The organism is Streptomyces sp. NPDC002076 (assembly GCF_053593835.1).
On sequence record NZ_JBSFDI010000006.1, the window covers coordinates 244,491 to 262,861 of the forward strand.

An 18,371-nucleotide genomic window follows, 5' to 3' on the forward strand; every position below is an offset into this window, starting at 1 on the left:
CCGGGAATGCGCGCCCCGTAGGATCCGTTGGGTGGGGTGAGAGTCCTGAAAGGGTCTCCCACCGGTCGACTGACACAGACCAGAGACGAGGAATCAAGCCGTGAGCGACGTCCGTAACGTGATCATCATCGGCTCCGGGCCCGCAGGCTACACGGCGGCGCTCTACACCGCGCGCGCGTCGCTGAAGCCCCTGGTGTTCGAGGGAGCCGTCACCGCTGGTGGCGCGCTGATGAACACCACCGAGGTCGAGAACTTCCCGGGCTTCCGCGACGGCATCATGGGCCCCGAGCTCATGGACAACATGCGGGCGCAGGCAGAGCGCTTCGGCGCCGAGCTCATTCCGGACGACATCGTCTCCGTCGACCTGAGCGGTGAGATCAAGACCGTCACCGACACCGCCGGCACCGTTCACCAGGCGAAGGCCGTCATCGTCGCCACCGGCTCCCAGCACCGCAAGCTGGGCCTGCCCAACGAGGACGCGCTGTCCGGTCGCGGTGTCTCCTGGTGTGCGACCTGCGACGGCTTCTTCTTCAAGGACCAGGACATCGCCGTGATCGGCGGCGGTGACACCGCGATGGAGGAGGCCACCTTCCTCTCGCGGTTCGCCAAGTCCGTGACGATCGTCCACCGCCGCGACACGCTGCGTGCCTCCAAGGCGATGCAGGAGCGTGCCTTCGGCGACCCGAAGATCAAGTTCGTATGGGACAGCGAGGTCGCCGAGATCCAGGGCGAGCAGAAGCTCTCCGGTCTGAAGCTGCGCAACGTCAAGACCGGCGAACTGTCCCAGCTGCCCGTGACCGGTCTGTTCATCGCGATCGGCCACGACCCGCGCACCGAGCTGTTCAAGGGCCAGCTGGACCTGGACGAGGAGGGTTACCTGAAGGTCGCCTCCCCGTCCACCCGCACCAATGTGACCGGCGTCTTCGCCGCCGGTGACGTGGTCGACCACACCTACCGCCAGGCGATCACCGCGGCCGGCACCGGCTGCTCCGCCGCTCTGGACGCCGAGCGCTTCCTCTCCGCCCTGGCGGACGAGGACAAGGCCGAGCCCGAGAAGTCCGCCGCCGTCTGACTTTCCCCTTCCCCGCCCCACCGCACGATCGAGTTAAGGAGCCCGCCGTGGCCGGCAGCCTGAAGAATGTGACCGACGATTCCTTCGAGCAGGACGTCCTCAAGAGCGACAAGCCCGTCCTGGTGGACTTCTGGGCCGCCTGGTGCGGTCCGTGCCGCCAGATCGCTCCGTCCCTGGAGGCGATCGCTGCCGAGTACGGCGAGAAGATCGAGGTCGTCAAGCTGAACATCGACGAGAACCCGGGCACGGCCGCCAAGTACGGCGTCATGTCCATCCCCACCCTGAACGTCTACCAGGGTGGCGAGGTCGCCAAGACCATCGTCGGTGCCAAGCCGAAGGCCGCGATCGTTCGCGACCTCGAGGAGTTCATCGCCGAGTAGGGCGGAGAACCGTGCTGTCCGGGCGACGGCGCATGTTTCACGTGAAACACGAATGGGCCAACCCTTCCGGGTTGGCCCATTCGCTTATGTCACCGTGCTGACGCTACAGCGGCCTCAGCGCCGGCTCCTTCTGAACCGCTCCGAGAAGCCGGTCGAGCGCCATCTCCACGTCTTCCTTCCAGGAGAGGGTCGACCGCAGCTCCAACCGCAGCCGGGGATGCGTGGGATGCTGCCGGACCGTTTTGAAGCCGACGGCCAGAAGATGATCCGCCGGCAGCAGGCAGGCGGGTTCCTTCCAGCGAGCGTCACCGAAGGCTTCGATCGCCTTGAAGCCTCGGCGCAGCAGATCCTTGGCGACCGTCTGCACGAGCACTCGGCCCAGCCCCTGTCCCTGATAGCCGGGCATGATGAACGCCGTCATCAGCTGCACGGCATCCGGCGAGACGGGACTCGTGGGAAAGGCGGTCGAGCGCGGGACATAGGCCGGAGGGGCGTAGAGAACGAAACCCACCGGTACATCATCGACGTACACCACCCGGCCGCACGATCCCCAGTCCAGCAGGACTGCGGAGATCCAGGCTTCCTTCTCCAGTGCCGACGTCCCCGTCCTTACCGCCGCTTCGCCGCTGACGGGGTCCAGCTCCCAGAAGACACACGACCGACAGCGTTGGGGAAGGTCTTGAAGGTTGTCCAGCGTGAGCGGCACGAGCCGACGCCCCATGAAGGCTGTTCCTCGCTTCCTTCGCCCGCCGCATCACGCGCGGCTGTCAGAGCGCTCCGCTCCCTGAGCAGGCTGCCGACGAATCCGCCGACTGCTCCAAGGCTCAGGCCCGCGCTCACCAGTCCGGTGCGGCTCATCGATCGCATGGCCCCGTCTCCCCACTCAGAAATGCAGATGCTGTCCGGTGGATGCGCCATACCCGTTCGCATCGTATCCACGATGCGATTCGCTCGATACCGCCTCAAAGCAAAGAGCGAGCCGTGTTCCGGCACACACCGGACACGGCCCGCTCTGTGCACGGCCGAGTGGGTCGGGCCAGGATCAGTCCTCCTGGTCGTCCGTCGCGTCCTGCAGCTCCTGATGCAGCACCGGACCCTCACCCGGAGCGAGCGTGCTCAGGATCCGCTGCAGATCGTCCACCGAGGCGAACTCAACGGTGATCTTGCCCTTCTTCTGGCCGAGGTCGACCTTCACCCGTGTCTCGAAGCGGTCCGACAGACGGGTCGCCAGCTCGTTCAGCGCCGGGGACAGCCGGGAGCCGGCGCGCGGGCCCTTGGGACGCTGAAGCTTCTGGGGCCGCGAACCCATGAGGGTCACGATCTCCTCGACGGCTCGTACCGACAGCCCCTCGGCCACGATGCGGTGAGCCAGCCGGTCCTGCTCCTCGGAGTCCTCGATGGACAACAGTGCCCGGGCATGCCCGGCGGAGAGGACACCGGCAGCCACCCGCTTCTGGACGGCCGGCGAGAGCTTCAGCAGACGCAGCGTGTTGGAGACCTGGGGCCGGGAGCGCCCGATCCGGTCGGCCAGCTGGTCATGCGTGCAGTTGAAGTCCTTCAGCAGCTGGTCGTAGGCGGCCGCCTCTTCCAGCGGGTTCAGCTGTGCACGGTGCAGGTTCTCCAGCAGCGCGTCCAGGAGGAGCTTCTCGTCCTCCGTGGCCCGGACGATCGCCGGGATGGCCTCCAGGCCGGCCTCGCGGCAGGCCCGCCAGCGACGCTCGCCCATGATCAGCTCATAGCGGGCGGGACCCAGCTGCCGTACGACGACCGGCTGAAGGAGCCCGACCTCCTTGATGGAGGTGACCAGCTCCTGGAGCGCGTCCTCGTCGAAGACATCGCGCGGCTGGCGCGGGTTGGGCGAGATGGCGTCGAGCGGGATCTCGGCGAAGTGCGCGCCCATCGGAGCAGCCGGCGTCTCCATGACGGGGCTTGCCGGAGGCTCCTCGGTTTCATGTGAAACAGGCGGCAGTGTGGCCACCTTCGCCGCGGCAACCCCGCGCTCGTTCGTCAGCACCGGGACGGCTGCGGGGGAGGCGGAGGCTCCCCCTCCTCCCAGCGCGGCCGGAGCCGACGTCTTCTCCGTCGGGGCAGCGGGGATCAGTGCGCCGAGACCACGCCCCAGCCCCCTCCGTCGCTCACTCACTGGATCCCCTCCACCATGCTCGGGTCGTTCTGGGCGCCGATGTGGGCCTGGCTCGCGTCATAGCTGATGCCGATGCCCTTCAGCGCGATTTCTCGGGCCGCCTCAAGATACGAGAGGGCACCGCTCGATCCAGGATCGTAAGTCAGCACCGTCTGCCCGTAACTCGGCGCCTCGGAGATACGGACCGAGCGGGGAATGCTTGTCCGCAGCACCTCGTCGCCGAAGTGGGTGCGCACCTCTTCCGCGACCTGGGAAGCGAGACGCGTCCGGCCGTCGTACATGGTGAGCAGGATGGTCGACACATGCAGCGTGGGGTTGAGGTGCCCCCGCACCAGGTCGACGTTGCGCAGCAGCTGGCCCAGACCCTCCAGTGCGTAGTACTCGCACTGGATCGGAATGAGGACCTCCTGTCCCGCCACCAGCGCGTTGACCGTCAACAGGCCGAGCGAGGGCGGGCAGTCGATGAGGATGTAGTCCAACGGCTGTTCATAGGCCTGGATCGCCCGCTGCAGTCGACTCTCACGGGCCACCAGGGATACCAACTCGATCTCCGCACCGGCGAGATCGATGGTGGCGGGGGCACAGAAGAGTCCCTCGACGTCGGGGACCGGCTGGACGACCTCGGCGAGAGGCTTACTCTCCACCAACACATCGTAGATGGAGGGAACTTCTGCATGGTGGTCGATTCCGAGGGCGGTGGACGCGTTGCCCTGCGGGTCGAGGTCAATCACAAGGACCCGGCCGCCGTGCAGAGCCAGCGAAGCAGCAAGGTTGACGGTGGTCGTCGTCTTACCCACGCCGCCCTTCTGGTTGGCGACCACAATGACTCTGGTCTGCTCGGGCCGTGGCAGGCCTTCGCCGGCGCGGCCCAGAGCCTCTACCGCCAGTTGGGCCGCACGACCGATCGGAGTGTCGTCCATCGGAGGCGGTGTTTCACGTGAAACATCCACCCCCATCGACTCGGTACGGGGACCGGGGACCGGATCGGTCATCGGTCCCGCGATGTTGGCGTCGGACCGCAAGGATTCACTCTCCTCGACTTCAGGCTCGCAATGAACAGAGCCTCCCATGTCTTCGGGGTCGTGAACCAGTGAGGCCTGGTCTTCTGTGGAGAAATCCACCTCTGTGGACAACTCCGTGCCCCTCGAGAGGGACGAAGTGCCCTGTGGAAGGGGTGGAGAGCCCTGGGACAGTGACGGGGTTCCCCGGGAGACGGAATCCTCCCCCAGGGAACCGAGGGGCTTGCGGTCGCGCGGTTCGGCCGCAGCGCGGCCACGACTGATGATCCCGTGCAGCAGTGAGCGACGTTTCACGTGAAACACGATGCACAGCGACGGCGACCGGACCTTCGCGACACTCCGGCCTGCGTAGGTTTGGCAGCTTGTGTGGAGTACGTCTCACCGTCAGGACGGATCAGAGACGCTCCTGCTCCTGCTCCTGCTCCTGCTCAACGGCGACGGCGGGCCCGACCCGTCCGGGCCGCCTTGGCACGCTTGGCCGCGAACCGCACGCCGCCCGGGCTCTCCCCGACCTCGACCCGCACCACCGTGGACATCGGGTCCACGATGCCCTGACCCACATGCAGGATCGACGTCTCCACCGCACCGAGCTTGCTGAGTGCCGTTGCCGCGGCCTTCAGCTCCTCCTCGGCGGTGTCTCCCTTCAGCGCGAGCATCTCGCCGTAGGGACGCAGCAGCGGGATGCCCCAGGCGGCCAGGCGGTCCAGCGGGGCCACGGCCCGCGCAGTCACCACATGGACCGGCGGCAGCTTGCCCAGGACCTCCTCGGCACGGCCTCGCACCACCGTGACGTGATCGAGGCCCAGCAGCTCGACGACCTCGGTGAGGAAGGTGGTGCGCCGCAGCAGTGGCTCCAGAAGGGTGATGTTGAGGTCGTCCCGGACCAGGGCCAGCGGAATACCGGGCAAGCCGGCACCGGAGCCGACATCGCAGACCGTCACTCCCTCGGGGACGGCTTCGGAGAGCACCGCGCAGTTCAACAGATGCCGCTCCCACAGGCGGGGCACTTCCCGCGGGCCGATCAGGCCACGCTGCACGCCCGCCTCAGCGAGCAGCTCCGCGTAGCGGACCGCATCGGCGAAGCGATCACCAAACACTTCCCGCGCCTGCTCGGGCGCGGGGGGAAGCTCCGCTGCCTCCGTCACGGGGACCGTCCTTCCGTACCGCGCCGGCGCTTCGCGCACCGGCCACCAGAACTACCAGGCTGACAAACTTCGGCCCCGTCTGCTCAACAGACGGGGCCGGTGAAACGTGGGGCCGATCAGGCGGGCAGCACGACGACGAACCGCTGCGGCTCCTCGCCCTCGGACTCGCTGCTCAGTCCCGCGGCCTTGACCGCGTCGTGCACAACCTTGCGCTCGAACGGGGTCATCGGCTTGAGCTTGACGGGCTCGCCGGTGTTCTTCGCCTCGGCGGCGGCTTTGGCACCGATCTCGGACAGCTCGGCCCGCTTCTTGGCCCGGTAACCCGCGATGTCCAGCATGAGCCGGCTGCGGTCGCCGGTCTCTCGGTGCACGGCCAGGCGCGTCAGCTCCTGCAGTGCCTCCAGCACCTCGCCGTCCCGGCCGACCAGCTTCTGCAGGTCCCGGCCGCCGGTGTCGCTGATGATCGACACGGAGGCGCGGTCGGCCTCGACGTCCATGTCGATGTCGCCGTCGAGGTCGGCGATGTCCAGCAGACCCTCCAGGTAGTCCGCCGCGATCTCACCCTCCTGTTCCAGGCGGGTCAGGGCGTCTGCACCCTCGGCAGCGGCAGAGGTGGTGCCTTCCGTCACGGGATGGGCTCCTTCTTACTTCTTGGACGGGGACTTGGGCCGCTGCGGGCCACCCTTGCGCTGGCCGGACTGGGCCTTGCTGCGGGTGCCGGAGCCGGGCTTCGGGGCCTGCTGGGCAGCGGCGGGCTTGGCGTCCTGCGGCTCGTCGGACTTCTCCAGCGAGGTGGACCCGCCCGTCTGCTTGGGCCCGCCGGACTGACGCTGTGACTTGGACTGGCGCTTGGGCTGCTGGCGCCGGGGCGCGGTGCCGGTACCGGTGCCGGCCTCCGCGGTGGTCTCCACACCGTCCGCGGTCTGCGCCGTGGCCTGGGCCACGCTCTGCACCACGGTGCCGTCGGACTGAGCGGCGAGACCGGCCTTGTTCACGGCGTTGATGAACTTGCGCTCGAACTCGTTGCGGTCCCGGCCCTTGGCGACGATCGCCTTGACGATGGCCTTCTCGCTGCGCCGGCGGACCTTGCCGTGCTGCGTGACGTGCTTGGTCAGGCGCTCCAGGTAGGCGGCCTGGGCCTTGGAACCCGGCGTCGGGTTGTTGTGGATGACGTACATCTGCTGACCCATGGTCCACACGTTGGTGGTCAGCCAGTAGATGAGGACACCGACGGGGAACCGGATACCGAAGAAGGCGAACATGACCGGGAAGACGTACATCAGCATCTTCTGCTGCTGCATGAACGGCGTCTTCACGGTGGTGTCGACGTTCTTCGTCATCAGCTGGCGCTGTGTGTAGAACTGCGACCCCGACATCAGGACGATCATGATCGCGGTGACGACCCGGACGTCGGTCAGCGAGGCGCCGAGCTTCGCGACCGTGTCGGCGCTGTCCAGGAACTTCGCGGCCAGCGGGGCACCGAAGATGTGTGCCTTCTGCGCGCTCGTCAGGAGGCTTTGGTTGATGACGCCGATGGTCTTGCCCGACGCGATGCCGTTGAGCACGTGGTACAGGGCGAAGAAGAACGGGGACTGCGCCAGGATGGGAAGGCACGAGGAGAGCGGGTTGGTGCCCGCCTCCTTGTACAGCTTCATCATCTCTTCGGACTGGCGCTGCTTGTCGTTCTTGTAGCGCTCCTGGATCTTCTTCATCTCGGGCTGCAGCGTCTGCATCGCCCGGGTGGCCTTGATCTGCTTGACGAACAGCGGGATCAGGCAGATGCGGATCAGGATCACCAGGGACACGATGGACAGGCCCCAGGCCCATCCGGTGTCAGGGCCGAAGATGGCTCCGTACACCGTGTGGAACTGGACGATGACCCAGGAAACGGGTGTTGTGATGAAGCTGAAGAGGCTGGCAATCGTGTCCACTAATCATGCTCCTTGGGCATGGGACGAGGTCTCTGCGGCCGGGCTCGGAGGAAGCTCGGAAGACGGGCTCCCGGGCTTCGCTTCGGTGGCCGGTTCGGCGGCGGAGGGCCCCGCCTTGCGTGCGCGCCAAGCGTTGCGCAGCATTTCGTGCCACCGCGGTCGCTTGCGCGGCGGGACATGGTCCACACCGCCCAGCGACCACGGATTGCACCGGAGGATGCGCCAGGCGGTGAGTGCCGTTCCCTTGATCGCACCGTGCCGGTCGATGGCCGTGTAACCGTAGTGGGAGCACGACGGGTAGTACTTGCACACAGGCCCCAGCAATGGACTGATCGTCCACTGGTACAGCTTGATCAGAGCCAGCAGCGGGTACTTCATCGCGCGCCCCCTCCCAGCAGCCGCTGAACGGCGGCGTCCAGGTCTCGGGCCAGCTGTGCGTGGTCTGCGTCGCCCGCTCCGGGCAGCGCTCGTACGACTACCAGGCTACCGGGGGGAAACAGGGCGACTCGGTCACGCATCAGATGACGCAGTCTGCGCTTCACTTTGTTGCGCACGACCGCGCCACCCACGGCCTTGCTCACGACGAAACCCGCACGCGTCGAGGGAGCGCTCTCCCCAGGCGCGTGCGGGTCCGTGGCACCGCTACGAAGGTGGACGACGAGAGTCGGGCGTCCTGCCCGGCGACCTCGTCGGACCGCGGTCGCGAAGTCCTCGCGCCGCCTCAGCCGGTTCTCGGTGGGCAGCACGACGTCATGACCTGATCGGGATCAGGCGGACAGACGGGCGCGACCCTTGCTACGGCGGGACGCGAGAATCGCGCGGCCGGCACGGGTGCGCATACGCAGCCGGAAGCCGTGGGTCTTCGCGCGACGACGGTTGTTCGGCTGGAAGGTGCGCTTGCTCACTCGGGGGCTCCAGAAAGAAATCGGTAGTTGCGGGGTGCCGTCTTGGCTGTCACCGTGCGCCCACGAGTAGCTCGCGTCACGCCCGAGTGCACCGCTTCCCGATCACCTGACGTGATCTGTGCCCATCGGAGGCAGGCGGCAGCAGCCATCGACAACTCGACCTGGTTACGGTACGCGGGGCTGCGCCATCCGGTCAAACCGAGGGTCACGGAGAGACACTATCCACAGGCTGGGGACAACAACTTGAACCGCACCCGCCGCGCTGACTACCGTGGCTGAACTCCGATTCGTTCTTTTGTCCCCCGCCCCGGCGGGTTTGACCCACCCGACCACCCGAAGTACCCCCCGACCCGTCCCGCGATCACACGTTCGTGGGACCTGTGAGAGAGCGTGCCCTGTGGCTGACGTACCCGCCGATCTTGCCGCAGTGTGGCCGCGAGTACTGGAGCAGCTCCTCGGAGAAGGCCGCGGACAGGGTGTCGAGGCGAAGGACGAGCACTGGATCCGGCGCTGCCAGCCGCTCGCGCTGGTCGCGGACACCGCTCTGCTCGCCGTACCGAACGAATTCGCGAAGGGCGTACTGGAGGGCCGTCTCGCGCCGGTCGTCAGCGAGACGCTGAGCCGCGAGTGCGGCCGCCCCATCCGTATCGCGATCACCGTGGACGACTCCGCGGGCGAGCCGCCGGCCCCCACGGCGCCGGTGCAGCAGCCGCCCAAGCCGCGCTACGAAGAGCCCGAGCTGCCGTCCGGCCCGTCCTACGAGGAACGGTCCTACGAGGAACGGCCGTACGAGGGCTACGGCCGCCACCGTGCCGCCGAGCAACCGCCGGCCGAGCAGCAGCCCCGCCCCGACCAGCTGCCCGCCGGCCGCGCGGACCAGCTTCCCGTCGTACGCCCGGCGTATCCCTCCGAGTACCAGCGCCGCGAGCCCGGCGCCTGGCCGCGGCCCACGCAGGACGAGTACGGCTGGCAGCAGCCGCGGCTCGGCTTCCCCGAGCGCGACCCGTACGCATCGCCGTCGTCCCAGGACGCCTACGGCTCCGGCCCCGAGGGCTACGGCTCGCCGTCGCCGGACTACCGCTCGCCGGGCCGGGACCGGCCGTCGTACGAGCAGCAGCGCGGCGACTACGACAACCCGCGCGCCGACTACGACTCGGGGCGCCCGGACTACGACTCCGTGCGCCCGGAGTACGACCCGACCCGCACCGAGTACGACCAGCGCGACCCCGTCCGCCGTGAACTGCCCGAGCAGCCGGCGGGCAGCGGCCCTGCGCACCGCGGCGGCCCCGGCCGCCCGGACCTGCCCACGACAGGCGCCCCCGGCCCGCTGGCCGCACAGCCCGCGCCGGCGAGCGGTCCCGGCGAGCCGACGGCACGGCTGAACCCGAAGTACCTCTTCGACACGTTCGTCATCGGCGCTTCCAACCGGTTCGCGCACGCGGCCGCGGTCGCCGTCGCCGAAGCACCGGCGAAGGCGTACAACCCCCTCTTCATCTATGGGGAGTCGGGGCTCGGCAAGACGCATCTGCTGCACGCCATCGGGCACTACGCGCGAAGCCTCTACCCGGGCACGCGCGTGCGCTATGTGAGCTCGGAGGAGTTCACCAACGAGTTCATCAACTCCATCCGCGACGGCAAGGGCGACAGCTTTCGCAAGCGCTACCGCGAGATGGACATCCTGCTCGTCGACGACATCCAGTTCCTCGCGGACAAGGAGTCGACGCAGGAGGAGTTCTTCCACACCTTCAACACGCTCCACAACGCCAACAAGCAGATCGTGCTCTCCTCCGACCGGCCGCCGAAGCAGCTGGTCACGCTGGAGGACCGGCTGCGGAACCGTTTCGAGTGGGGTCTGATCACCGACGTCCAGCCGCCCGAGCTGGAGACGCGTATTGCGATCCTGCGCAAGAAGGCGGTGCAGGAGCAGCTGAACGCGCCGCCGGAGGTGCTGGAGTTCATCGCCTCCCGGATCTCGCGGAACATCCGTGAGCTGGAGGGCGCGCTGATCCGGGTGACGGCGTTCGCCTCGCTCAACCGGCAGCCGGTCGACCTCGGCCTGACCGAGATCGTCCTGAAGGACCTGATCCCCGGTGGCGAGGACTCCGCCCCCGAGATCACGGCCACGGCGATCATGGCGGCCACTGCGGACTACTTCGGGCTGACGGTGGAGGACCTGTGCGGCACCTCGCGCGGTCGCGCGCTGGTCACCGCGCGGCAGATCGCCATGTACCTGTGCCGGGAGCTGACCGATCTGTCGCTGCCGAAGATCGGGGCGCAGTTCGGCGGGCGTGACCACACCACCGTCATGCACGCCGACCGCAAGATCCGGGCGCTGATGGCCGAGCGGCGGTCGATCTACAACCAGGTGACCGAGCTGACGAACCGGATCAAGAACGGCTGACGGCGGCCGCGCCTGGCCTCCGCCGACGTCGAGGGCGCCTTCGGGACACGTGTCCCGGGGGCGCCCTTTGGCATGCGCCCCCGTGCCGCGCGCGGGGGCTCCCAGGCCCTGAAGCACCGGGGAAGCTACGGCTGCCCGCAGCTGCATGGGGACGGCCGGGGGCTGTGGAGCGTTCCTCGTTCGCCACCGGGTGTTCGATTAAGTGCCGGGTTACGGCCATCCTCCACAGATTCGCTGGGTTTCTTCCGTCCACATGCTGGGGACTGCCATGTTGTCCCGAACGGCGTCCACAGGGAGCCCGTTCATACGACGTTCGCCCAGCTCAGCTGCCTGTGGAATCGTGGATGAACGATCTCCACAGCCTGTGGACGAAGGAAAGATCCACAGGCTGTGCACGAAGTTTTCCACCGACGCCCCACAGGCTGGAGCCGGTTGTCCCCAGTGATCACCGCCTTCTCCACATGGCTGTCCACTGTTCGGCAACGCGACGCACCCGCTCACCGCGTCGAGTGAAAGCCGTCACACGAAGGTGCCGGATTGGGGTGTGGGAAACGTGGGTAAACCTGGGGACGCAGCTGGGGAGAACTGCCCTCAGGCTGTGGGCGGGGTGTGCAGAACTTTCCGTTCTCCACAGATGCACCCGGTTGTCCACCGCCGCCACCCACAGGCCCCGTGGACAAAATCTCGGCTCTGAACTGGGCAAACGAGGTTATCCACGGTATCCACAGGCCCTACTACTACTCCCGACTAGAGAGAGTTCGGGAATCGTTTTGAAGCGGGGCCTGTGCACAACTCGCCGTCTCGTGCCCGGCTGCCTCCCGGAGCGACTTGACCCCGACGGGCACCTACTGTCAGTGCGGTGCGTCAGACTGGTCCCCGGTGTCCTTCCCTTCGCAGTGGGCGGTGACACCGAGTCGGAGGACTCAGTAGCAACAGCAGGAGGCGGCTTACGGTGAAGATCCGGGTGGAACGCGACGTACTCGCGGAGGCAGTGGCGTGGGCGGCACGCAGCCTCCCGGCCCGTCCGCCGGCGCCTGTCCTCGCCGGCCTTCTCCTCAAGGCCGAGGACGGCCAGCTGAGCCTGTCGAGCTTCGACTACGAGGTCTCCGCGCGGGTGTCCGTGGAAGCCGAGGTCGAGGAGGAGGGCACCGTCCTCGTCTCCGGCCGGCTGCTCGCCGACATCTCCCGCGCGCTGCCCAACCGGCCGGTGGAGATTTCCACAGACGGTGTACGGGCGACGGTGGTCTGCGGGTCCTCCCGGTTCACCCTGCACACCCTGCCTGTGGAGGAGTACCCGGCGCTGCCGCAGATGCCGAACGCCACCGGTACCGTCCCCGGCGAGGTCTTCGCGGCCGCCGTGTCCCAGGTGGCCATCGCGGCCGGCCGTGACGACACGCTGCCCGTCCTCACCGGTGTGCGCATCGAGATCGAGGGCGACACGGTCACCCTGGCCTCGACCGACCGCTACCGCTTCGCAGTCCGCGAGTTCCTGTGGAAGCCGGAGAACCCGGACGCCTCCGCGGTCGCCCTGGTCCCGGCCAAGACGCTGCTGGATACCGCCAAGTCGCTCGGCGCTGGTGACAGCGTCACGCTGGCGCTGTCCGGCTCGGGCGCGGGCGAGGGCCTGATCGGTTTCGAGGGCGCCGGGCGGCGTACGACCACCCGGCTGCTCGAGGGCGACCTGCCGAAGTACCGCACGCTGTTCCCGACCGAGTTCAACTCCGTCGCCGTGATCGAGACCGCGCCCTTCGTGGAGGCCGTCAAGCGTGTGGCGCTGGTGGCCGAGCGGAACACCCCGGTGCGGCTGAGCTTCGAGCAGGGCGTGCTGATCCTGGAGGCGGGCTCCAGCGACGACGCACAGGCTGTGGAAAGGGTCGACGCCCAGCTGGACGGCGACGACATCTCCATCGCCTTCAACCCGACGTTCCTGCTGGACGGTCTGAGCGCGATCGACTCCCCGGTGGCTCAGCTGTCGTTCACGACGTCCACGAAGCCGGCGCTGCTCAGCGGGAAGCCGGCAGTGGATGCCGAGGCCGACGACGCGTACAAGTACCTGATCATGCCGGTGCGGCTCAGCGGCTGACCGTTCGTCCACAGCTGTGCACAGCGCCGGGTGCCTGTTGTGGGCGCCCGGCAGCCTGTGGAAAAGCGCAGGTCGCAGGCCCCACGCATGAGCGCGTATGCCCACAGCTGTGCGTGAAGGGGCGGGTTTAGGCTCGCCTTCGGCACCTCGTGCCTCTCACGCCACACAGCGACCTAAGGAACACAACTGATGGAGCTCGGTCTCGTCGGCCTCGGCAAGATGGGCGGCAACATGCGCGAGCGGATCCGCCGCGCGGGCCACACCGTCATCGGATACGACCGCAACGCGGACCTCGCGGATGTCCACAGCCTGGAAGAGCTTGTGGGCAAGCTCAGCGGTCCGCGCGTGGTCTGGGTGATGGTCCCGGCCGGCGAGCCCACCCAGTCGACCATCGACCAGCTGGCCGAGCTGCTGGAGCCCGGCGACGTGGTCGTGGACGGCGGCAACTCCCGTTGGACGGACGACGAGAAGCACGCCGAGGAGCTGGCGGCCAAGGGCATAGGTTTCGTCGACTGCGGCGTCTCCGGCGGCGTCTGGGGCCTGGAGAACGGGTACGCGCTGATGTACGGCGGCGACGCCGAGAACGTCGCCAAGGTGCAGCCGGTCTTCGACGCGCTGAAGCCGGAGGGCGACTTCGGCTCGGTGCACGCCGGCAAGGTCGGCGCGGGCCACTTCGCGAAGATGGTCCACAACGGCATCGAGTACGCCATGATGCAGGCCTACGCCGAGGGCTGGGAGCTGCTGGAGAAGGTGGACTCCGTGGAGAACGTCCGCGAGGTCTTCCGCTCCTGGCAGGAGGGCACCGTCATCCGCTCCTGGCTGCTCGACCTCGCGGTCAACGCGCTGGACGACGACGAGCACCTGGAGGGCCTGCGCGGTTATGCACAGGACTCCGGTGAGGGACGCTGGACTGTGGAGGCCGCGATCGACAACGCGGTGCCGCTGCCGGCGATCACCGCGTCGCTGTTCGCGCGGTTCTCCTCCCGCCAGGAGGACTCGCCGCAGATGAAGATGATCGCCGCGCTGCGCAACCAGTTCGGCGGTCACGCCGTAGCGAAGAAGTAATCCACAGATCCACAGGGGCGCCCGGCGTGTCCTGTGGATCCACAGCTCATCAGCACTCTGGGGAAGGCCGGCGAAACGACCATGCACGTCACGCATCTTTCGCTGGCCGACTTCCGCTCGTACGCCCGGGCCGAGGTTCCGCTCGACCCGGGCGTCACCGCCTTCGTCGGCCCCAACGGGCAGGGCAAGACCAACCTGGTGGAAGCCGTCGGATACCTCGCGACCCTCGGCAGCCACCGGGTCGCCTCCGACGCGCCCCTGGTCCGCATGGGCGCCGAGCGGGCCGTCATCCGGGCGCAGGTCCGGCAGGGCGAGCGGCAGCAGCTCGTCGAGCTGGAGCTGAACCCCGGCAAGTCCAACCGCGCCCGCATCAACCGGTCCTCGCAGGTCAGGCCCAGAGACGTCCTGGGGATCGTACGGACCGTGCTGTTCGCGCCCGAAGATCTCGCCCTTGTCAAAGGCGACCCGGGCGAACGGCGGCGGTTCCTCGACGAGCTGATCACGGCCCGGTCGCCGCGCATGGCCGGGGTGCGCTCCGACTACGAGCGGGTCCTCAAGCAGCGCAACACCCTGCTCAAGACGGCCGCCCTGGCGCGCCGGCACGGCGGGCGGTCCATGGATCTGTCCACGCTCGACGTGTGGGACCAGCATCTCGCACGCGCGGGCGCCGAACTGCTCGCGCAGAGGCTGGACCTGATCGCCGCGCTGCAGCCGCTGGCCGACAAGGCGTACGAGCAGCTGGCCCCCGGCGGTGGGCCGCTGGCGCTGGAGTACAAGCCGTCCGCGCCCGGGGAGGCCCACGCGCGCGAGGATCTCTACGCCCAGCTGATGGCGGCGCTGGCGGAGGCGCGCAAGCAGGAGATCGAGCGCGGTGTCACCCTCGTGGGCCCTCATCGGGACGATTTGATTCTCAAACTCGGCCAGCTGCCCGCCAAGGGGTACGCCTCCCACGGCGAGTCCTGGTCCTACGCGCTCGCCCTGCGCCTGGCCTCCTACGACCTGCTGCGGGCCGAGGGCAACGAGCCGGTGCTGGTCCTGGACGACGTCTTCGCCGAGCTGGACACGCGCCGGCGGGAACGGCTGGCCGAACTGGTCGCCCCCGGCGAGCAGGTGCTGGTCACCGCGGCCGTGGACGACGATGTACCCGAGGTGCTGACCGGGGTGCGGTACGCCGTGGCCGACGGGACGGTGGAACGCGTATGAGCAGCGACGAACCCACCCCCCGGAACCCGAAGAAGGACGGGGACGAACCCTCCGGTGTCGACCTCGCGCGCGTGGCGTTGCGCGCGGCGAAGGAGCAGGCACGCGCGCGTGGGGACGCGGCGCGGCAGAAGAAGCAGGCCCGGCGCGGTGGCGGGCTGCGCTCCGGCGCGCGCGCCGACGGCCGCGACCCGATGGCGCTGGGCGCCGCGATCAACCGGCTGCTGACCGAGCGGGGCTGGGAGACCCCCGCGGCGGTGGGCGGGGTGATGGGCCGCTGGCCGCAGATCGTCGGCGAGGACCTGGCCAAGCACTGTGTGCCGCAGCGGTACGACGAGGACGAGCGCGTGCTGGTCGTGAGCTGCGACTCGACGGCCTGGGCGACCCAGCTGCGCCACCTCGCGCCCGCGCTGGTCGCCCGCCTCAACGAGGATCTCGGGCACGGCACCGTACGGATGATCAAGGTGCTGAATCCGGGTGGCCCGGCCCGGCGCTACGGCCCGCTGCGGGCGCCGGGGAGCTCCGGGCCCGGCGATACGTACGGGTGACGTACATCACGTCGAAGAGTGGGGCCGTGCCGTCGGTGCGGCGCCGTATCACACGTGCGGGGAGCCGCCGTGGCACCGGCGCATCGCCATCTGACCCCCCAGTAGCCAAGGGTTGACGGCTCGAAGCGCTGAGTGCCGCTGTGAGCCCCTCGGAGCCCCCATCCGTATATCGGGACCCGATCGAGGCCGGTTCAGGGCGGCACATGGGGACTCAGGTACCGGCAAACCCCCATCGATGTCAGAGCTACCGGTAGACTGGAAGACAATCCCGCCCCATCGTGGGGACCGCCCGGGAAAAGCTGAGCAACGCTGATCAAGGCTTACCACCGCAACATGCCGCAGCCGCTCCGGCAAACCCGCCGACGAGCCCGGCTCGTGCTGTGCCAGAAAGGGCGCTTCGTGGCCGATTCCGGCAACCCCAACGAGAACATCCCGTCCACCGACGCCGGCGTGAACGGCGAGCCCGCCGAGGCCACCGTGAACGCCGAGGCCACGGCCTCGGCTTCCTACGACGCCAGCGCCATCACCGTGCTCGAAGGGCTGGACGCGGTCCGCAAGCGGCCCGGCATGTACATCGGTTCCACGGGCGAGCGCGGTCTGCACCACCTGGTGTACGAGGTCGTCGACAACTCGGTCGACGAGGCGCTGGCCGGGTACGCGGACACGATCGACGTCACGATCCTCGCCGACGGCGGCGTCCGGGTCGTCGACAACGGCCGCGGCATCCCGGTGGGCATCGTGCCCTCCGAGGGCAAGCCGGCGGTCGAGGTCGTGCTGACCGTGCTGCACGCGGGCGGCAAGTTCGGCGGCGGCGGTTACGCCGTCTCCGGCGGTCTGCACGGTGTGGGTGTGTCCGTCGTGAACGCGCTGTCCACGAAGGTCTCCGTCGAGGTCAGGACCGACGGGTACCGGTGGACGCAGGACTACAAGATGGGCGTTCCGACCGCCCCACTGGACAAGCACGAGGCGACCGAGGAGACCGGCACGTCGGTCACCTTCTGGGCCGACCCGGAGATCTTCGAGACCACCGAGTACTCCTTCGAGACGCTGTCGCGGCGTTTCCAGGAGATGGCGTTCCTCAACAAGGGTTTGACGATCAAACTCACCGACGAGCGCGAGTCGGCGAAGGCCACCAGCGGCGCGGACGAGGCGGGCGCGGACGAGAAGGCCGAGGTCAAGGCCGTCACGTACTACTACGAGGGCGGCATCGTCGACTTCGTGAAGTACCTCAACTCCCGCAAGGGGGAGACGGTGCACCCCACCGTCATCGACCTGGAGGCCGAGGACAAGGACAAGAGCCTGTCCCTCGAGGTCGCGATGCAGTGGAACAGCGGCTACACCGAGGGCGTGTACTCCTTCGCGAACATCATCCACACCCACGAGGGCGGTACGCACGAAGAGGGCTTCCGCGCCGCGCTGACCTCGCTGATCAACAAGTACGCGCGCGACAAGAGGCTGCTGCGCGAGAAGGACGACAACCTCACCGGTGACGACATCCGTGAGGGTCTGACCGCGATCATCTCGGTGAAGCTGAGCGAGCCGCAGTTCGAGGGCCAGACGAAGACCAAGCTGGGCAACACGGAGGCCAAGACCTTCGTGCAGAAGGCGGTCTACGAGCACCTCAACGACTGGCTGGACCGCAACCCGGTCGAGGCCGCGGACATCATCCGCAAGGGCATCCAGGCGGCCACCGCGCGCGTGGCGGCCCGCAAGGCCCGCGACCTGACCCGCCGCAAGGGCCTGCTGGAGTCGGCGTCCCTGCCGGGCAAGCTCTCCGACTGCCAGTCCAACGACCCCACCAAGTGCGAGATCTTCATCGTCGAGGGTGACTCCGCCGGCGGCTCGGCCAAGTCCGGCCGGAACCCGCAGTACCAGGCGATCCTCCCGATCCGCGGCAAGATCCTCAACGTGGAGAAGGCCAGGATCGACAAGATCCTGCAGAACCAGGAGATCCAGGCGCTGATCTCGGCCTTCGGCACGGGTGTGCACGAGGACTTCGACATCGAGAAGCTCCGCTATCACAAGATCATCCTGATGGCAGACGCCGACGTCGACGGTCAGCACATCAGCACCCTGCTGCTGACCTTCCTGTTCCGCTTCATGCGGCCGCTGGTCGAGGCCGGGCACGTGTACCTGTCCCGTCCTCCGCTGTACAAGATCAAGTGGGGCCGGGACGACGTGGAGTACGCGTACTCCGACCGCGAGCGCGACGCACTGATCGAGATGGGCCGCCAGCGCGGCAAGCGCGTCCGCGAGGACTCGATCCAGCGCTTCAAGGGTCTCGGCGAGATGAACGCCGAGGAACTGCGCGTGACCACGATGGACCAGGAGCACCGGGTCCTCGGCCAGGTCACCCTGGACGACGCCGCCCAGGCCGACGACCTGTTCTCGGTCCTCATGGGCGAGGACGTCGAGGCCCGCCGCCAGTTCATCCAGCGCAACGCCAAGGACGTCCGCTTCCTCGACATCTGAGTCGGTC

Annotated in this window: 17 protein-coding genes; 8 read left to right on the forward strand and 9 right to left on the reverse strand. The window is 68.2% G+C overall.

Annotation, left to right across the window (positions count from 1 at the left end):
• Positions 1 to 100 precede the first annotated feature (100 nt).
• Complete coding sequence (gene trxB, locus ACWCQS_RS15565) at positions 101 to 1,072, forward strand: thioredoxin-disulfide reductase (RefSeq protein ID WP_451004906.1); 972 nt, start codon at positions 101 to 103, stop codon at positions 1,070 to 1,072.
• 47 nt (positions 1,073 to 1,119) lie between these two features.
• Positions 1,120 to 1,452 carry a thioredoxin gene (gene trxA, locus ACWCQS_RS15570; protein WP_388622784.1) on the forward strand — a complete coding sequence of 111 codons (333 nt, stop codon included), beginning with the start codon at positions 1,120 to 1,122 and terminating at the stop codon, positions 1,450 to 1,452.
• A gap of 103 nt (positions 1,453 to 1,555) precedes the next feature.
• Here the strand turns inward: trxA and ACWCQS_RS15575 are convergent, their stop codons facing one another.
• The 9 genes from ACWCQS_RS15575 to rpmH all read right to left on the reverse strand — a co-directional run bounded on the left by ACWCQS_RS15575 (position 1,556) and on the right by rpmH (position 8,595).
• Positions 1,556 to 2,173, reverse strand: coding sequence for a GNAT family N-acetyltransferase (locus ACWCQS_RS15575; protein WP_451004907.1), 618 nt, complete (start codon positions 2,171 to 2,173; stop codon positions 1,556 to 1,558).
• 321 nt (positions 2,174 to 2,494) lie between these two features.
• Positions 2,495 to 3,595: a ParB/RepB/Spo0J family partition protein gene (locus tag ACWCQS_RS15580; RefSeq protein ID WP_451004908.1), complete on the reverse strand. Its 1,101-nt coding sequence runs from the start codon at positions 3,593 to 3,595 to the stop codon at positions 2,495 to 2,497.
• Entirely contained in the window at positions 3,592 to 4,665 is a 1,074-nt protein-coding gene (locus ACWCQS_RS15585; protein WP_388623843.1) for a ParA family protein, read from the reverse strand. The genes ACWCQS_RS15580 and ACWCQS_RS15585 overlap by 4 nt, the downstream gene beginning before the upstream one ends.
• 377 nt (positions 4,666 to 5,042) lie before the next feature.
• Positions 5,043 to 5,759 carry a 16S rRNA (guanine(527)-N(7))-methyltransferase RsmG gene (gene rsmG / locus ACWCQS_RS15590; protein ID WP_451004909.1) on the reverse strand — a complete coding sequence of 239 codons (717 nt, stop codon included), beginning with the start codon at positions 5,757 to 5,759 and terminating at the stop codon, positions 5,043 to 5,045.
• Between the two features lie 116 nt (positions 5,760 to 5,875).
• Positions 5,876 to 6,388, reverse strand: a complete 513-nt coding sequence (locus ACWCQS_RS15595; RefSeq protein ID WP_388622795.1) for a Jag family protein — start codon at positions 6,386 to 6,388, stop codon at positions 5,876 to 5,878.
• Between the two features lie 15 nt (positions 6,389 to 6,403).
• Positions 6,404 to 7,690 (reverse strand): membrane protein insertase YidC, encoded by a 1,287-nt coding sequence (gene yidC / locus ACWCQS_RS15600; protein ID WP_451004910.1) that lies wholly within the window; start codon positions 7,688 to 7,690, stop codon positions 6,404 to 6,406.
• 3 nt (positions 7,691 to 7,693) lie between these two features.
• Positions 7,694 to 8,068 (reverse strand): membrane protein insertion efficiency factor YidD, encoded by a 375-nt coding sequence (gene yidD / locus ACWCQS_RS15605; protein WP_451004911.1) that lies wholly within the window; start codon positions 8,066 to 8,068, stop codon positions 7,694 to 7,696.
• Positions 8,065 to 8,436: a ribonuclease P protein component gene (rnpA, locus tag ACWCQS_RS15610; RefSeq protein WP_388622802.1), complete on the reverse strand. Its 372-nt coding sequence runs from the start codon at positions 8,434 to 8,436 to the stop codon at positions 8,065 to 8,067. The genes yidD and rnpA overlap by 4 nt, the downstream gene beginning before the upstream one ends.
• A 21-nt stretch (positions 8,437 to 8,457) precedes the next feature.
• Positions 8,458 to 8,595, reverse strand: a complete 138-nt coding sequence (rpmH, locus tag ACWCQS_RS15615) for a 50S ribosomal protein L34 (RefSeq protein WP_003956500.1) — start codon at positions 8,593 to 8,595, stop codon at positions 8,458 to 8,460.
• Positions 8,596 to 8,992: 397 nt separating this feature from the next.
• On the opposite strand from rpmH, the gene dnaA reads away from it, so the two are divergent.
• The 6 genes from dnaA to gyrB all read left to right on the forward strand — a co-directional run bounded on the left by dnaA (position 8,993) and on the right by gyrB (position 18,364).
• On the forward strand, positions 8,993 to 10,996 hold the full coding sequence (dnaA, locus tag ACWCQS_RS15620) for a chromosomal replication initiator protein DnaA (protein WP_451004912.1): 2,004 nt from the start codon (positions 8,993 to 8,995) through the stop codon (positions 10,994 to 10,996).
• 952 nt (positions 10,997 to 11,948) lie between these two features.
• On the forward strand, positions 11,949 to 13,079 hold the full coding sequence (gene dnaN, locus ACWCQS_RS15625; protein WP_069779831.1) for a DNA polymerase III subunit beta: 1,131 nt from the start codon (positions 11,949 to 11,951) through the stop codon (positions 13,077 to 13,079).
• A gap of 189 nt (positions 13,080 to 13,268) precedes the next feature.
• Positions 13,269 to 14,144, forward strand: a complete 876-nt coding sequence (gene gnd, locus ACWCQS_RS15630) for a phosphogluconate dehydrogenase (NAD(+)-dependent, decarboxylating) (RefSeq protein WP_360571634.1) — start codon at positions 13,269 to 13,271, stop codon at positions 14,142 to 14,144.
• 81 nt (positions 14,145 to 14,225) lie between these two features.
• Complete coding sequence (recF, locus tag ACWCQS_RS15635; protein ID WP_451004913.1) at positions 14,226 to 15,347, forward strand: DNA replication/repair protein RecF; 1,122 nt, start codon at positions 14,226 to 14,228, stop codon at positions 15,345 to 15,347.
• Entirely contained in the window at positions 15,344 to 15,892 is a 549-nt protein-coding gene (locus ACWCQS_RS15640; RefSeq protein WP_451004914.1) for a DUF721 domain-containing protein, read from the forward strand. The genes recF and ACWCQS_RS15640 overlap by 4 nt, the downstream gene beginning before the upstream one ends.
• 375 nt (positions 15,893 to 16,267) lie before the next feature.
• Entirely contained in the window at positions 16,268 to 18,364 is a 2,097-nt protein-coding gene (gyrB, locus tag ACWCQS_RS15645; RefSeq protein WP_451005080.1) for a DNA topoisomerase (ATP-hydrolyzing) subunit B, read from the forward strand.
• The last annotated feature ends 7 nt before the right edge of the window (positions 18,365 to 18,371 follow it).

Bases quoted from the DNA above. Each gene is read 5' to 3' on its own strand.
- ACWCQS_RS15575 (WP_451004907.1), bottom strand. From the start codon at position 2,173: ATGGGGCGTCGGCTCGTGCCGCTCACGCTGGACAACCTTCAAGACCTT.
- ACWCQS_RS15585 (WP_388623843.1), bottom strand. From the start codon at position 4,665: ATGGGAGGCTCTGTTCATTGCGAGCCTGAAGTCGAGGAGAGTGAATCC.
- recF (WP_451004913.1), top strand. From the start codon at position 14,226: ATGCACGTCACGCATCTTTCGCTGGCCGACTTCCGCTCGTACGCCCGG.
- gnd (WP_360571634.1), top strand. From the start codon at position 13,269: ATGGAGCTCGGTCTCGTCGGCCTCGGCAAGATGGGCGGCAACATGCGC.
- ACWCQS_RS15640 (WP_451004914.1), top strand. From the start codon at position 15,344: ATGAGCAGCGACGAACCCACCCCCCGGAACCCGAAGAAGGACGGGGAC.
- yidD (WP_451004911.1), bottom strand. From the start codon at position 8,068: ATGAAGTACCCGCTGCTGGCTCTGATCAAGCTGTACCAGTGGACGATC.